At 67.2% G+C, this 14,643-nt stretch carries 14 protein-coding genes; 6 read left to right on the top strand and 8 right to left on the bottom strand.

The features are described 5' to 3' along the window. Positions 1-52 precede the first annotated feature (52 nt). Positions 53-1,498 (top strand): metalloprotease TldD, encoded by a 1,446-nt coding sequence (gene tldD, locus AC5P9N_RS15975; RefSeq protein WP_012480923.1) that lies wholly within the window; start codon positions 53-55, stop codon positions 1,496-1,498. Positions 1,499-1,539: 41 nt separating this feature from the next. Here tldD and yjgA read toward each other — a convergent pair whose 3' ends face one another. Beyond that, positions 1,540-2,127, bottom strand: coding sequence for a ribosome biogenesis factor YjgA (yjgA, locus tag AC5P9N_RS15970; protein WP_012480922.1), 588 nt, complete (start codon positions 2,125-2,127; stop codon positions 1,540-1,542). Between the two features lie 68 nt (positions 2,128-2,195). On the opposite strand from yjgA, the gene pmbA reads away from it, so the two are divergent. Next, on the top strand, positions 2,196-3,563 hold the full coding sequence (pmbA, locus tag AC5P9N_RS15965) for a metalloprotease PmbA (RefSeq protein ID WP_164212700.1): 1,368 nt from the start codon (positions 2,196-2,198) through the stop codon (positions 3,561-3,563). An 87-nt stretch (positions 3,564-3,650) separates the two neighbouring features. After that, positions 3,651-4,025, top strand: coding sequence for a DUF4870 domain-containing protein (locus tag AC5P9N_RS15960; RefSeq protein WP_005410524.1), 375 nt, complete (start codon positions 3,651-3,653; stop codon positions 4,023-4,025). An 81-nt stretch (positions 4,026-4,106) separates the two neighbouring features. Here the strand turns inward: AC5P9N_RS15960 and AC5P9N_RS15955 are convergent, their stop codons facing one another. The 5 genes from AC5P9N_RS15955 to AC5P9N_RS15935 form a co-directional block, all read right to left on the bottom strand. Further along, positions 4,107-4,985, bottom strand: a complete 879-nt coding sequence (locus tag AC5P9N_RS15955; protein ID WP_099484060.1) for a polyprenyl synthetase family protein — start codon at positions 4,983-4,985, stop codon at positions 4,107-4,109. After that, on the bottom strand, positions 4,975-5,235 hold the full coding sequence (locus AC5P9N_RS15950) for an exodeoxyribonuclease VII small subunit (RefSeq protein ID WP_495223841.1): 261 nt from the start codon (positions 5,233-5,235) through the stop codon (positions 4,975-4,977). The genes AC5P9N_RS15955 and AC5P9N_RS15950 overlap by 11 nt, the downstream gene beginning before the upstream one ends. Before the next feature lie 36 nt (positions 5,236-5,271). Then, positions 5,272-6,558 (bottom strand): tRNA lysidine(34) synthetase TilS, encoded by a 1,287-nt coding sequence (gene tilS / locus AC5P9N_RS15945; protein WP_180863549.1) that lies wholly within the window; start codon positions 6,556-6,558, stop codon positions 5,272-5,274. 581 nt (positions 6,559-7,139) lie between these two features. Then, the gene (locus tag AC5P9N_RS15940; RefSeq protein WP_049433610.1) at positions 7,140-7,685 is read right to left on the bottom strand and encodes a WG repeat-containing protein; all 546 of its coding nucleotides are present in this window, start codon (positions 7,683-7,685) and stop codon (positions 7,140-7,142) included. Further along, positions 7,682-9,388 carry an alkaline phosphatase gene (locus tag AC5P9N_RS15935; RefSeq protein ID WP_033835316.1) on the bottom strand — a complete coding sequence of 569 codons (1,707 nt, stop codon included), beginning with the start codon at positions 9,386-9,388 and terminating at the stop codon, positions 7,682-7,684. The genes AC5P9N_RS15940 and AC5P9N_RS15935 overlap by 4 nt, the downstream gene beginning before the upstream one ends. A 153-nt stretch (positions 9,389-9,541) precedes the next feature. Here AC5P9N_RS15935 and AC5P9N_RS15930 point away from each other — a divergent pair, with 153 nt between their 5' ends. Beyond that, positions 9,542-10,876 carry a dicarboxylate/amino acid:cation symporter gene (locus tag AC5P9N_RS15930; RefSeq protein WP_076739792.1) on the top strand — a complete coding sequence of 445 codons (1,335 nt, stop codon included), beginning with the start codon at positions 9,542-9,544 and terminating at the stop codon, positions 10,874-10,876. A 381-nt stretch (positions 10,877-11,257) separates the two neighbouring features. On the opposite strand, the gene AC5P9N_RS15925 is transcribed toward AC5P9N_RS15930, so the two are convergent. Both AC5P9N_RS15925 and AC5P9N_RS15920 read right to left on the bottom strand, forming a co-directional pair. Next, positions 11,258-12,031 (bottom strand): C40 family peptidase, encoded by a 774-nt coding sequence (locus AC5P9N_RS15925; RefSeq protein WP_005410517.1) that lies wholly within the window; start codon positions 12,029-12,031, stop codon positions 11,258-11,260. 131 nt (positions 12,032-12,162) lie between these two features. After that, positions 12,163-12,741, bottom strand: a complete 579-nt coding sequence (locus AC5P9N_RS15920; protein ID WP_012480916.1) for a C40 family peptidase — start codon at positions 12,739-12,741, stop codon at positions 12,163-12,165. A gap of 73 nt (positions 12,742-12,814) precedes the next feature. Here AC5P9N_RS15920 and AC5P9N_RS15915 point away from each other — a divergent pair, with 73 nt between their 5' ends. After that, on the top strand, positions 12,815-13,297 hold the full coding sequence (locus AC5P9N_RS15915; RefSeq protein ID WP_012480915.1) for an FKBP-type peptidyl-prolyl cis-trans isomerase: 483 nt from the start codon (positions 12,815-12,817) through the stop codon (positions 13,295-13,297). Between the two features lie 99 nt (positions 13,298-13,396). Then, a complete protein-coding gene (locus AC5P9N_RS15910; protein WP_005410514.1) occupies positions 13,397-14,641 on the top strand; it encodes a DUF418 domain-containing protein in 1,245 nt (414 codons plus the stop codon). The last annotated feature ends 2 nt before the right edge of the window (positions 14,642-14,643 follow it).

Genomic DNA, 14,643 nt, shown 5'->3' with positions numbered 1-14,643 from the left:
CTCCTGTTCACGGGGCTTGCCTGAGCGCCCCAGCACCCCCAGATCGAGAACCATGACTGATATCGCCCTGACGCTTGCCCAAGATCGCCTGCTGCGCCCCGGCGGGCTGGATACCGCTGGCCTGGAGCGCACCTTCGGCCAGCTGCTCGGCCCCGGTGTGGACTTCGGCGACCTCTATTTCCAGCACGCCCGCCGCGAGAGCTGGAGCGTGGAAGACGGCATCGTCAAGGACGGCGCCCATTCCATCGAGCAAGGCGTGGGCGTACGGGCGATGTCCGGCGAGAAGACCGGATTCGCCTACTCCGACGACATCCATGCCGACGCGCTGCTGGCCGCGGCGCAGTCGGCGCGTGCGATTTCGCGCGAGGGTGGCGCGCAGTCCGGGCGCTCGCTGCTGCGCGGTAATTCACGCGCGCTGTATCCGGCGCTGGATCCCATCGATGGCGTCGGCAACGAGGCAAAGGTCGAGGTGCTGAAGCGCCTGGACGGCTACCTGCGTGCCGCCGACCCGCGCGTGAAGCAGGTGATGGTGAGCCTGTCCGGCGGCGTGGACACGGTGCTCATCGCGCGCAGCGACGGCGTGCTGGGCGCTGACGTGCGCCCGCTGGTGCGCCTGAACGTGCAGGTGATCGTCGAACACAACGGCCGCCGCGAGTCCGGCTATGCCGGTGGCGGTGGCCGCTATGGCTACGGGGAACTGTTCGCTGATGGCCGCCCGGAAGCGTTTGCGCGCGAGGCCCTGCGCCAGGCGCTGGTGAACCTGGACGCCGTGCCGGCGCCGGCCGGCGTGATGCCGGTGGTACTGGGACCTGGCTGGCCCGGCGTGCTGCTGCATGAAGCGGTCGGCCACGGCCTGGAAGGCGACTTCAACCGCAAAGGCACCAGCGTGTACGCCGGCCGCATCGGCGAACGCGTGGCGGCACCGGGCGTGACCATCGTCGACGATGGAACCCTGGACGGGCGTCGCGGTTCGCTCAACATCGACGACGAAGGCCACCCGAGCCAGTGCACCACGCTGATCGAGGACGGCATCCTGGTCGGCTACATGCAGGACAGCCTCAACGCACGCCTGATGGGCATGGCACCGACCGGCAACGGGCGTCGCGAATCGTTCGCGCACCTGACCATGCCGCGCATGACCAATACCTACATGCGCGCCGGCCAGCACGACCCGCAGGAAATGATCCGCTCGGTGAAGAAGGGCCTGTATGCAGTGAACTTCGGCGGCGGCCAGGTCGACATCACCAGCGGCAAGTACGTGTTCTCGGCCACCGAGGCCTACCTGATAGAGGATGGCCGCATCACCGCGCCGGTGAAGGGGGCGACCCTGATCGGCAACGGTCCGGAAACCATGCAGAAGGTGCGGATGGTCGGCAACGACCTGGCCCTGGACGAGGGCGTGGGTATCTGTGGCAAGGACGGGCAGAGCGTGCCGGTGGGTGTCGGCCAGCCGTCGCTGTTGATCGAGGGCATCACCGTCGGCGGTACCCAGGCCTGAGCCGGGCGATGGCCAGCGCCACCGCCCCGGCCGGCGTGGACTCAGTCCTCGTCGGCTTCGTCGCTCTCGACGGGGTCGGCGTCTTCGGCGCTGGCCTTCAGGCCCAGCGCGGCCGGCAGCATCAGGGCACGCAGCACCTGGAAGATCTCGCGGTAGGCGCGCGGCGGCTTGTTCTTGGCCTTCTCGGCCTGCGCATTGCGCACCAGCGTGCGCAGCTGCTGGCGGTCGGCCTGCGGGTAGTCGTCCAGCAGTGCAGCCAGCGCCTTGTCACCCTCGGCCAGCAGACGCTCGCGCCAGTCTTCCACGCGGTGCATCATCGCCACTTCGCGGCGGCCGGTTTCGCTGTTGGCATCCAGCGCATCGCGGATCGCATCCAGCGTGGCTTCTTCTTCGCGGCGCATGTGCTTGGCCAGGAACGCCAGCTGGCGCTTGTGGGCGATGTGCGCGGTGATGCGCTTGCACTCGGCGATGTGCGGCAGCAGGTCTTCCGGGATCGGCAGGCGCGCCAGCTGGGCCGGTGTCAGCGACACCAGTTTTTCGCCCAGGGCCAGGACGTCGAGCGCGTCGCGCCGGTTCTGGCTGCGGCTCTTGTCGTGGAATTCACCGGTTTCTTCGTCGCGTCCGCGCATCGTCCATACCTGATTTCAAAAAAAGTCGCCCGGCGTGATGCCGGGCCCAACCCGTACAGGATAAAGCATTGAACGTGATCGCCCCTGAAGCCGCCGTCGGCGACGACAGCCCGGCCCGGCTGGAACGGCTGGCCGACCTCTCCCAGCAGCTGCTCGACCGCGCCCGCGCGCTGGGCGCCAGCCAGGCTGAAGTCAGCTGCAGCGAAGACCGTGGACTGGAGGTGAATGTCCGCCTCGGCGAGGTCGAAACCGTGCAGTCCACCCGCGACCGCGGCATCGCCGTCACTGTGTATTTCGGCCAACGCAAGGGCAGCGCCAGCACCGGCGACCTGAACGAGGCCAGCCTGGCGGCCACGGTCGAGCAGGCCTGTGCCATCGCCCGGCCTACCGAAGATGACGCGGCCGCCGGCCTGGCCGAAGCGGCCCTGATGGCCACCCACTTCCCGGACCTGGACGGCTGGCACCCGTGGGCGCTGCAGGCCGACGAGGCGGTGGACCTGGCCCTGGCTTGCGAAGCCGCAGGCCGTGAGGCCGATGCGCAGATCCGCAATTCCGACGGCGCCTCGGTGTCGAGCATGCAGAGCCTGTCGGTCTATGCCAATTCGCATGGTTTCATCGGCCGTGAGCGCGGCACCCACCATTCGGTCGGTTGTGCGCTGATCGCCGGGCAGGGCGATGGCATGCAGCGTGACGGCTGGTACACCAGTGCGCTGGCTCGCGAGGACCTGGAGGACGTCGGCCTGGTCGGACGTCGTGCCGCCGAGCGTACTGTCGCCCGCCTGCAGCCACGATCGCTGGCCACCGGCAGCATGCCGGTGCTGTTCGCCCCGGAAGTGGCGCGCAGCCTGGTCGGGCACCTGCTGTCGGCGGTGTCCGGCGGTGCTCTGTATCGCCAGGCAAGCTTCCTGCTGGACAGCGTTGGCCAACGCCTGTTCCCGGACTGGATGCAGATCGAGGAGCTGCCGCACCTGCGCCGTGGCCTGCGCTCGGCAGCCTTCGATGGCGACGGCGTGGCCACCCGGGCCTCGGCTCTGGTCCGGGACGGCGTGCTGCAGCGCTATGTGCTTGGCAGCTACTCGGCACGCAAGCTGGGCCTGCAGACCACCGCCAACGCCGGTGGCGTGCACAACCTGCAGTTGGCGGCCAATGCCGGCCCGCTGCAGGACATCGCGCGGCAGATGGGCGATGGCCTGCTGGTGACCGAGCTGATGGGGCAGGGCGTGAACGGCGTGACCGGCGACTATTCGCGTGGCGCGGGTGGCTTCCGGGTCGAGAACGGCGAGATCCAGTACCCGGTGGACGGCATCACCATCGCCGGCAACCTGCGCGAGATGTTCAGCAGCATCGAGGCGGTCGGCAGCGACGTCGATCCCCGCTCGCACATCCGGACCGGTTCGATCCTGTTGGGGCGGATGACCATCGCAGGTAATGATTGATGCCGTCGATGGCGTAAGCTATGCCCGCCTGACGCAATCAGCTGGGTGCTGGTTGGTCAAGACCACCCAATGAAAAGGAGTTTTGTCGTGAGTGAATTCGATAACGTCCCGCCGCCGCCACCGGCCACCGCCGACGTTCCGGCCGACCAGCGCACCATGGCCCTGGCCGCGCACCTGCTGGGCATCTTCACCGGCTTCATCGGCGCGCTGATCATCTGGCTGATCAACAAGGACGATGCTGGCAAGGCCTTCGTGACCGACCAGGCCAAGGAAGCCCTGAACTTCCAGATCACCGTGACCATCGCCATGGTCATCAGCATGATCCTCACCATCGTGATCATCGGCGTGTTCCTGGCCCCGATCGTCGGCATCATCAGCCTGGTGTTCAGCATCATCGCTGCGGTCAAGGCCAACAACGGCGAAGCCTATCGCTACCCGTTCGCGCTGCGCCTGATCAAGTAAGATCGTCTGCACGCGGAACTGAAAACGCCCGGCACTGCCGGGCGTTTTCGTGTGCGGGGAATGCCGGGCCGCGTGCAGCGATCAGTGATCGCGTTCCACCGCCAGCGTCGCCAGCGCGCGCAGCGCGTCGGCTTCCTCGCCATACCTGGCCAGGATCGACTGCATGCGCGCTGCGAGCTCGTGCAGCTGGGCCTTTGCGCCGTCCATGCCAAGCAGGGCGGGGAAGGTGCTCTTGTCCTGCGCCTGGTCCTTGCCGGCAGTCTTGCCCAGCTGTTCGGAACTGGCTTCGACATCGAGGATGTCATCGCGGACCTGGAAGGCCAGGCCGAGTGCATCGGCGAAACTGTCGAGCTGGGCCAGCTGCGGTTCGTGGGCCTGGCCGCACAGCGCGCCCATGCGCACTGCCGCGCGGATCAGCGCGCCGGTCTTCAGCGCGTGCATGCGGGTCAGCGCCGCCAGCGTCTGCTGCTGGCCGGTGGCATCGATGTCCAGCGCCTGGCCGCCACACATGCCGGACGCGCCGGAGGCGTGGGCCAGGGTCTGCAGACAGGCGACGCGCAGGGTAGCCGGCAGCGGCGCATCGGCCAGCAGGCCGAAGGCGCGGGTCTGCAGGGCGTCGCCAGCAAGGATCGCGGTGGCTTCGTCGAAGGCTACGTGGGTGGTGGGCTTGCCGCGACGCAGGGCGTCGTCATCCATCGCCGGAAGGTCGTCATGCACCAGCGAATAGGCATGGATCAGCTCGACGGACATGGCCGCCGCATCCAGGCTTTCCGGCTGCGCACCGAACAGGTGACCACTGGCGTAGACCAGCAGGGGCCGCACGCGCTTGCCGCCACCAAGCACCGAATAGCGCATGGCCTGATGCAGGCGCTGCGGTGCCTCGGCAGGCGAGGGCAGGGCGGCATCGAGCTGGCTTTCGATACGGTCGCGCCAGCGCGCGAACAGAACCTCAGCCGTCATGGCTGGGCGGGTCGAAGGGCTCGGAGGCTTCCGGCTGCGCCGGATCACTGAGCAGGCGCACGCGCAGTTCGGCCTGCTCCAGCGCCTGCTGGCACTGGCGGTACAGGCCGACACCACGCTCGTAAGCACTGAGCGAAGCTTCCAGGCTCAGCTCGCCGGCTTCCATCTGCTCCACCAGCTGCTCCAGCGATTCGAGCGACTGCTCGAACTGGGCGACGGGGGAGGCGTTTTCGGGGGACTTCTTGGCCATGCGGCAAGTGTGGACGGGCCGCGCGCGGGGGTCAATTCACCAGCCGCCCGGGCGCCACTGCAACTGCGCGTCATGCGCCTGCAACCAGGCCTGCAGCGGTGCGGCGATGACCAGGTCGGCGGCGGCCAGCAACTGCGGGCCATCAAAGATCAGCGGCAGCTGCGCGCGTCGCCAGGGGGCGAGGTGCTCGCGTTGCAGGCAGTCCTTCAGCGCGTGCGAATGCTGGCGACCCGGCAGCAGGATGCGCTCGCCGCCCACGCGTGCACGGACCTGCAGTGGCTGTTCGAAAGCGCCGGCGCCCAGCAGGCTCAGCTGGCCGCCGTCGGGCAATGGCAGCGGTGCACGGCCGTCCCACACGGCCTGCCAGTCGAGGGGCAGCGAGGGCAGCCGGGCCGGCAGCAGATAGGCGTGGTCGCGCCATTGCTGGATCACGTGCTGCTGCCAGCGCACACGCGCCTGGCGGTCGGTGTCGGCTGGCAACAGCTCCTCCAGCGCCTGCTGCAACACCGAGGCCGGCAACGGTGCCGCATCATGGCCCAGCACCCACGCGCGCAGCACGCGTGCCGCGCGGCGCGGCGACATCTGGCGCAGCAGTTCCAGTGACAGCACGCGCGGTGCCACTTCCAGATGCGCGATCAGCTCGGCATCTTCCTCGTCCAGCAGTTCGCGGGTCTGCCGGCAATGCGTCGCGCTGCCCGCCAATGCTGCAGCCGCATGCGGCCAGCGCTGGCGCAGCAACGGCAACACCTGCAGGCGCAGGAAGTTGCGATCGGCGTGGTCTTCCGCGTTGCTGGGGTCTTCGATCCAGCGCAGCGCGTGCTGGCGCGCGTAGTCGAGCAGTGCACTGCGTGGTACCGCCAGCAGCGGGCGCCACAAGGGATGTTCGCCAAGGCGGCTGTGCGTGGACATCGCCGCCAGGCCATCGACGCCAGAAGCGCGCAGGGCGCGCAACAGGAAGGTCTCGGCCTGGTCGTCCTGGTGCTGCGCCAGTGCCAGCGTTTCGCCTTCGCGCAGCTCAGCCGCGAACGCGGCACGTCGTGCCTGTCGCGCGGCACCTTCGGTGCCCAGGCCTGTGCCGTTCTCGACCTGCACGCGGTGCACGGCCAGCTCAATGCCCCAGGCGTCGCATTGCTGCTGGCAGTGCAGCACCCAGTCATCCGCATCGGGTTGCAGGCCGTGATGCACGTGCGCCGCGCGCAGGGCGGTGCCGGAAGTCTGCGCGCAGCGCCACAGCCAGTGCAGCAGCACGGTGGAGTCGACGCCACCGCTGTAGCCCACCAGCAGCGGCGCATCCAGCGGAACGAGGGCAGGGAAGGCAGTCACGGTGGCAAGTATAGGGTTGCTCGGCAGGGCTGCGCCCTGCACCCGCTACGATCCAGAGCAACAGCAACAGCAACAGCAACAGCAACAGCAACAGCAACAGCAACAGCAACAGCAACAGCAGAAGCTGGTTTCCTGAGGGTAGGCGCGGTGGGTCCGGTTGCGGGGGCCGCTGCAAGTACGTCCATGTAAGCTCGGTCGCCGCATCCATGCGGCTCACGCCCCCGCAACCGGACCCACCCCGCCTTCGACAGTTTCCTGCGAACTGTCGGAATTGCTCTTGGGGTCAGATCCGTTTTCCTGCGGAAAACGGATCTGACCCCGATTTATTTCGATATTTGACAGATTTCATCCACGCAGGGCGTGGATGGTCCAACCGTCATCGGAAATCTGTCGGGGTGGGGCGGTGTGGGTGGGCAGGACCGTTGGCGCCATGGATGGCGCCATCGAGCCCCCATGGACGGGTTTACGGCGTGTCCTGACCACCCATACCGCCCCGCCCAACTCACAGAAAACCAGAGCCGCTTTTGATCTTGATTTGGCTTCGGCTTCGGCAGGTGCAGGGCGCAGCCCTGCCGAAAACCCTACTTCACCCGACGACCCGAACGGTCGATGCGGAACCACTCTCCGCCTTCCATCGGCGTGTGGCCATCGGCATCCGGCGTACCACGACGGCAACCATTGCAGACCTCGGCCACGCCGTCCTGGAACGGCCATGCGAAATCGAAGGTGCCGGGCACCACCTGGCGGAACGTCAGGTCGAAGTAGCCCACGCGGTTGCCGACGCGGGCGCGCAGCAGGCCTTCCTGCGGCGTTTCCGGGCCGTTGTCCCAGGTCAGCACCGGCAGGCTGCGGCCCTTGCGGTCGACGTAGTGGAAACCCTGGTCGGCGTACACCACTGCCAGGCCGTGGTCGTCGTAATTCAGGTCCTTCAGCGTGTCGGCGCTGATCTTCGGCCGGTGATCGATCACCTCGCAGTTGGGCAGCGGCCACAACCCGTGTTCGTCGGTCAGCAGCTTGCATGCCGGTGCCTGTGCCGCTGCAGTGGCGCTGACCAGCATGCCAAGCAGGGCCAGCGACCGCGCGAAGCGGCCGCTGGCAGCGTCAGGGCGGGCCTGCCGTGCGATCACTTGGCCTCGGCCTTGCGCTCGAACGCGGTCGGTGCCGGCAGCTGCACCGGCACGCCCTTGTCATCGCAAGTGCCAGCCTGGCACAGGCGCTCGCGCAGGGCCGGGGTGGCCTGCACGATCATGTGATAGATCGCGTTCTGTTCCAGCGTGCCGCGGATCGCCTTGCTGCCCGGGCCGCGTGCCCAGATGCCGACGTCCTCGCCACCGTGCGATTCGGACTTCATCGGCACCAGTGCTTCCTGCATGTAGTCCGGATGCTCGGTGTCGACCTCGCGCAGGTTCGGGCGGCCGTTGGCCGGTTCGAAGCTGCTCGGGTTGTGCGGGTAACGCTTCGGGCCGGCCGGCTGCTGGTTGCTGCTGCCGGTGTGGCCCGGGCCGTTGGCGTAGCTCAGCGTGGTGTACGGCTGGCCGGTGCCGTCCAGCGCGTAGTCCAGCTTGCCGGCGCCGTCTTCGCCGCCCTTGTCCTTCACCTTGCCCAGGATCGGGTTGCCACGTGCCGGGTAGCCGACGAAGTTCAGCGTGTGCGAGTGGTCGGCGGTGACGATGATCAGGGTGTCGTCGGCGGAGGTCAGTTCGTTGGCCACGCGCACTGCGTCGGACAGGGCCACGGTCTCGGTCAGTGCACGGTAGGCATTGCCGCTGTGGTTGGCGTGATCGATGCGCGCGCCTTCGATCATCAGCACGTAGCCTTCCTGGTGCTTCGACAGATTCTTGATCGCTGCGGCAGTCAGTTCGGCCAGGCTCGGCTCGCCGCCCGGATCCTGCGGGCGCTCGTACTCGTAGCGCATGTGGTCCGGCTCGAACAGGCCGAGGATGGCCGGTGCGTTGGCGGCGGCGGCCAGCTGCTTGCTGTTCCACACGTAGGCACCCTGCGGGTGCGCCTGCTGCCATTCCTGCACCAGGCTGCGGCCATCCAGCCGCTGGCCGACCTTGTCGTCGTATTCCGGATCGCGCTCTTCCACGGTGGTGAATTCACCGCGGCCGCCACCGAGGGCGACCAGGGGGCCGCGGCCATAGCGTGAGGTCGACAGCAGCTGCTGGGCGATGTCCTTGCAGCCGGCCGCCTTGGCCGCTTCGGTCAGGTCGGTGTCGTTTTCCCAGTTGCGCTCGGGCGAGTGCGCGTAGGTGGCGGCCGGGGTGGCATGGGTCAGGCGCGCGGTGGAGACCACGCCGGTAGCCAGACCGGCGCTGTCGGCCAGCTGCAGCCAGGTCAGCAGGCCCTTGGACAGGCTGTCGGCACAGTCGGTGCGGCTGCCGGCGCTGACGCCGATCGCACCCATGTGGGTCTTCACGCCGGTGGTGATGGCGGTCATGGTGCCGGCCGAATCGGGCGTCTGCGAATCGGTGTTGTAGGTCTTGCTGAATGCCGTGGCCGGGAAGCGCTCCCAGGACAACAGGTTCTCTTCACCGGAGCCACCCTTCTGCTGGCCCTCGTAGATGCGCGAGGCGGCCACGGTGGTCAGGCTCATGCCGTCGCCGAGGAACAGGATGACGTTCTTGGCCTTGCCGGACATCGCACCGTTGGCGGCGGCCTGGGCGGCGCCACTGCGGTACCACCACTGCGGGGTCTCGCCGGCCGGGTGGGCGACGGGGTCGACGGCGACCTTGAGGCTGGCCGGGGCAGTGGCGGGGGTGGTGCTGGCGCAGGCGCCCAGCAGCAGGGTGGTGGCGCAGGCGGCCAACAGGGAGACGGAACGGCGCATGGACGCGGGGATCTCACAAACTGTAACGGGACGTTCATTATGCCCGCCCTCGCAAGGCACGCCGATGACACACTGATTTGCCGGTCGGGCGGTCGTTCCCCAGCCGTTGATGGGCTATCGTGCCAGCATCCCTTCCTTCCCTCTGGATTGCCTATGAAGCTGGTCTCTGCCTGGCTGCGGATTCCATTCTGGCAGCGCGTGGTCGGTGGCTTCGTGCTCGGCGCGCTGGCCGGCTGGGCGCTCGGCCCGGCCGCGGAAACGTGGTTCGGCCCGCTTGGCGAGCTGTACGTCACCCTGATCAAGATGATCGCCGTGCCGCTGGTGTTCTTCGCGGTCATCAATGCGATCTCCTCGCTGCACGGCCAGAAGTCGGTTGCCGCGCTCAGTGGCCGCACCTTCCTGTGGTTCGTGATCACTGCTGCGTTGGCGGTGTGCGTCGGCCTGGGTGTGGGCGCCGTGCTGCAGCCCGGCGCCGGTGGCCTGCAACTGACGATGGCCAGCAATTACGTGCCGCGCGAAGTGCCCAGCGTGGTGCAGGTGCTGCTGGACGTGGTACCGGCCAATATCTTCTATGCGCTGTCCGGTATCGGCACCAAGGTCAACGCGGCCGGCGAAACCGTGCTGGCCGCCGGCCGTGGCTCGATCCTGCCGGTGATCTTCTTCGCCGGCCTGGTCGGCTTCGCCATCGTCAAGCTCGGCGAGAAGGTGACCGAGGCGCGCAAGCTGGTCGGCCAGATGAGCGACATCATGATCCAGGTGACCCGCTTCGTGCTGGAAGTCACCCCGATCGGCACCTTTGGCCTGATCGCCGGTCTGGTCGGCAGCTACGGGTTCGAGAAGCTGCTGCCGCTGGGGCATTTCGTGCTGGCCCTGTACGTGGCCTGCGCCCTGCACATCGTGGTGGTGTACAGCGCACTGCTGCTGGCGCACGGACTGAACCCGCTGAAGTTCTTCCGTGGTGCGGCGCCGGGCATGCAGGTTGCGTTCGTCAGCTCTTCCAGCTTCGCGGCGATGCCGGTGGCACTGCGTTCGATCACCCACAACCTGGGCGTGAACAAGGATTACGGTTCGTTTGCGGTGCCGCTGGGCGCCAGCATCAAGATGGACGGCTGCGGTGCCATCTACCCGGCGCTGTGCGCGGTGTTCATCGCGCAGTACAGCGGTGTGCCGCTGACCCCTGAACAGTACGTGGTGGTGCTGATCGCTTCGGTGCTGGGCAGCTTCGGTACGGCCGGTGTTCCGGGTACCGCGGTGATCATGGCTACGGTGGTGCTGAGCGCGGCCAACCTGCCGTTGGAGACGATCGGCTACCTGTATGCCATCGACCGCATCCTCGACATGATGCGCACGATGACGAACGTGACCGGCCAGATGCTGGTGCCGGTGATCGTGGCCAAGGAAACCGGGCTGCTCGACCAGGCGGTGTATGACAATCCGTCCAGCAATGTGGGTGTGGACGACCCCGATCCGACGCCGCCACGCGGCTGAGGGTGTGTGGAGACGAAAGGCCCGCCCTGAACGGCGGGCTTTTTGTTTGGGAGCTGGCTGGCGCGGTGGCGGTCATGCCGGGTCTGGTAGAACCACGCCATGCGTGGATGGAGGCGGTGCCGACCAACGGTCGGCACCCACCAAAGGTCAGTACCCACCAAAGGTCAGTACCCACCAAAGGTCAGTACCCACCAAAGGTCAGTACCCACCAAAGGTCAGTACCCACCAAAGGTCAGTACCCACCAGAGGTCGGTAGATCCACGCCATGCGTGGATGAAGGCGGTGCCGACCAAGATCGGCAGCTACCCACCATTGCGCGGGCCTAACAAAAAAGCCGCTGCAGGGCAGCGGCTTTCTCGTGTCAGGCGGCGTGGTGTCAGATCAGAGATCGACCCGGCGGGCCTGCATGAACTTGTTGCCCCAGTAGCCGCTGAGCAGGGTGTCCACGCGCACGTCCTTGCCCGAGCTCGGTGCGTGCAGGAAGCGGCCATCACCCACATAGATGCCGACGTGATCGACGCGGCCCTTGCGGCCGAAGAACACCAGGTCACCGGCGGCCAGCGCGGTGCGGTCGTTGATCAGTTCGGCGTTGTCGTCGTGTGCCATTTCGCGCGAGACGCGCGGCAGCTCAATGCCCAGGGCCGAGCGGAACACGTAGCCGACCAGACCACTGCAGTCGAAGCCGCTGTCCGGGTTGCTGCCGCCCCAACGGTATGGGGTGCCCAGCAGGGTCATCGCGCGACGCAGCAGCGACTGCACCTTGCCATTGTCGGCCGCGGTGCCGACAACGCTGCCATTGGCAGCGCTGCTGGTGTCGTAGTTGGCGAGGAGGCGGCTGAGGTCACCGGCCACCACGGCCGAGCGGTCCATCAGCGGAATGGTGTCGTTGGCGGCCAGGTGAGGCAGCAGGGCGGCCAGGGTAGCGCTGGCGGCGGCGTCGACGCGGCTGCGTTGCGGAGCGGCAGCCTCGGCCTTGGCGGCCGGTCGGGCGGTGCTCTCGGCCACCGGGGCCGGGCTCACATCGGAACGGTTCGGAGCAGTCTGCGACCAGGCCGGAAGGCTGGTCAGACACAGTGCCAGGCCAAGCAACAGCGGGCGGGCACTACGTGAAGATACGGAAGTCTGGCCTTCGCTTTTCAGGTCGTCAGTCGTCACGCGTCGGTCACAGGAAAAAAACGATGGGGCATCATGCCCTGTAAAAGCGCGGATAAGTTAAAAATTCCGTTAGTAATTCGTTAGTTGCATGGTGATGTTTGTCACAGTTTTGAACATATCGCCTGTTCATTTTAGCGAAGGACGCGTTTCGCCCCTGTGTAGTGGTCCTTCCAGTAGGGACCGCTGATCGAGTCGAGGCGCACGGTGCCGCCGGTGCTCGGCGCATGCACGAAACGCCCTTCACCGACATAGATACCGACATGGGTGACGCTGCCGCGGCTGCCGAAGAACACCAGGTCGCCGGTGGCCAGGCGCTGCGGATCGATCTTCGGACCCTGTACCGCCGCCAGGTCGCGCGAGGTGCGCGGCAGTTTCAGGTCCAGCATCTCGCGATAGACATAGGCCACCAGGCCGCTGCAGTCGAAGCCGGAATCCGGGGTGTTGCCGCCATAGCGGTAGGGGGTGCCGACCAGGCTGATGGCACGCATCAGCACCGAGTTGGCCGCCTCGGGGTTGTCCGGCACGGTCTTCGGCCAGTTCGCGGTCGGCGGGGGCGGAGCGGGGCGGGTGGCCTTGCCGCCGCCGCAGGCGGTCATTAGCACGGGCAGGGCCAGCAGCAGGGCCGGGGCGAGGAGCCGGCGCAGGCCGGACGAAACTGGCGTGATGTGCATGTTCTCCGGATAATGCGCCACCTTGGGATTGGCCGTCATGATGGCGGCGTCCCCGCCGGGCGACAACCCGCCCCAACCCGCCTGCCTCCGGCAGATCCAGACAGAGTTGCGCATGAAGATCGAAAAAGACCGCGTTGTCCGCTTCCACTACACCGTTTCCGAAGTCGGCCAGGAGCCGATCGAATCGTCCAAGGACCGAGGCGAGCCGCTGGCGATCCTGATCGGCCACGGCAACATCATCCCGGGCCTGGAAAACGCCATGATGGACAAGGAAGCCGGCGCGACCTTCAGCGTTGACGTCAACGCAGCCGATGCCTACGGCGAGCGCCGCGAGGGCCTGTCCCAGCGCGTGCCGAAGAAGCATTTCGGCAACACCAAGCTGGCTCCGGGCCAGCAGGTCGTGCTGCAGACCAACTTCGGCCCGCGTGCGGTGACCGTGCAGAAGGTCGGCATGAGCGTCGTCGACGTCGACCTGAACCATCCGATGGCCGGCAAGGACCTGCACTTCGACGTGGAAATCGTCGATGTGCGCGAAGCCGGCAAGGAAGAGATCGACCACGGCCACGTCCACGGCGACGGCGGTCACCACCACTGATCGCAGCGCGATCATGATGGCAGCAACGGCCCGCTTCGGCGGGCCATTGCGTTTCTGGAACACGGCGCGGCCATCCATGGCACGCGGGCCGGCGGCATAATGGCGGACCTGCCCGACGGACGCCCCGTGAACGCCGCTTCTCCTTCCCTGCAGCCGGTGGCTTCCGGCGAACGCATCGCCGTGCTGGACGTGCTGCGCGGTGCTGCGCTGCTGGGCATCCTGCTGATGAACATCGAGGCCTTCAGCGGACCGCTGGACCTGGCCTTCACCGGCATCGACGTGCATTGGCAGGGTATTGACTACTGGGCCGATGCCTTTGTCTACGTGTTCGTGCAGGGCAAGTTCTTCACCCTGTTCTCGTTGCTGTTCGGCGCCGGCTTCGCGGTGATGGCGCAGCGCGCCGAGGCGGCCGGGCGTGACTTCACCCCGTTCTACCTGCGCCGCAGCGCTGGCTTGCTGCTGATCGGTCTGTGCCACGCGCTGCTGGTCTGGTCCGGCGACATCCTGGTGATGTACGCGTTGGTCTCGTTGCCGTTGCTGGCCTGCCGCGAGGCGCCGCGCAGCTGGCTGCCGTGGATGGGTGTAACGGTCTATCTCGGCGGTGTGGCGATGATGCTGCTGGTCGGCGCGATGGTGTCGATGGCTTCGGCGGAGGACGTGCGGAAGATGCTCACCGACGCGCAGCAGAGCATCGATCTGCAGCGCCTGGTGTACGGGCAGGGCAGCTGGATGCAGGCCAATGCGCAGCGGCTGAGCGAGTTCGGCACGTCGATGGGGGCGATGCTGATCACCGGCCCGGAAGTGCTGGGCATGTTCCTGATCGGCAGCTGGTTTGCCGGCAGCGGCGCGCTGGCCACGCCGGATCGCTTCCCGCGGCTGTATGCGGTGTTGCGTTGGGGGGCGCTGCCCTTCGGCCTGCTGGTCACGCTGCTGGGTGTTGCCTGGAAGCCGTATCTGGCGCCGGGCGCTTACGATCTGCCGGTTACGGCGGCGATGGCGCTGGTGACGATCGGCGGTCTGCCGATGTGCCTGGGTTACCTGGCTTGGATCGTACACTGGCGCGCGCGGCTGGGCTGGCTGGCGCCGGTCGGGCGCATGGCGTTGACCCATTACCTCGGCCAGTCGCTGCTGTGCACCTGGCTGTTCTACCACTACGGCCTGGGCGCGTTCGAAACGATGCCACGCAGCGTGCAGTTGATGTTCGCGCTGCTGCTGTTCACCGTGCAGGTGGGCATCTCGCACGTATGGCTGCGCCGCTTCCGCTTTGGGCCGATGGAATGGCTGTGGCGCGCGATGACCTATCGGCAGTGGCCGCCGATGCGGCGCGAGGCCGGCCAGGGCTGATC

It is taken from the genome of Stenotrophomonas sp. YJH_SMC_6, assembly GCF_059371335.1.
The sequence above is the reverse complement of the archived record's forward strand: the minus strand, read 5'-3'. Positions and strand labels throughout refer to the sequence as shown.

What these genes read in the sequence shown, in the direction of transcription:
- AC5P9N_RS15915 (WP_012480915.1), top strand. Translation starts at nt 12,815, where the DNA reads ATGAAGATCGAAAAAGACCGCGTTGTCCGCTTCCACTACACCGTTTCC.
- AC5P9N_RS15910 (WP_005410514.1), top strand. Translation starts at nt 13,397, where the DNA reads ATGGCGGACCTGCCCGACGGACGCCCCGTGAACGCCGCTTCTCCTTCC.
- AC5P9N_RS15930 (WP_076739792.1), top strand. Translation starts at nt 9,542, where the DNA reads ATGAAGCTGGTCTCTGCCTGGCTGCGGATTCCATTCTGGCAGCGCGTG.
- AC5P9N_RS15920 (WP_012480916.1), bottom strand. Translation starts at nt 12,741, where the DNA reads ATGACGGCCAATCCCAAGGTGGCGCATTATCCGGAGAACATGCACATC.
- yjgA (WP_012480922.1), bottom strand. Translation starts at nt 2,127, where the DNA reads ATGCGCGGACGCGACGAAGAAACCGGTGAATTCCACGACAAGAGCCGC.
- AC5P9N_RS15950 (WP_495223841.1), bottom strand. Translation starts at nt 5,235, where the DNA reads ATGGCCAAGAAGTCCCCCGAAAACGCCTCCCCCGTCGCCCAGTTCGAG.
- AC5P9N_RS15955 (WP_099484060.1), bottom strand. Translation starts at nt 4,985, where the DNA reads ATGACGGCTGAGGTTCTGTTCGCGCGCTGGCGCGACCGTATCGAAAGC.
- AC5P9N_RS15935 (WP_033835316.1), bottom strand. Translation starts at nt 9,388, where the DNA reads ATGCGCCGTTCCGTCTCCCTGTTGGCCGCCTGCGCCACCACCCTGCTG.
- tldD (WP_012480923.1), top strand. Translation starts at nt 53, where the DNA reads ATGACTGATATCGCCCTGACGCTTGCCCAAGATCGCCTGCTGCGCCCC.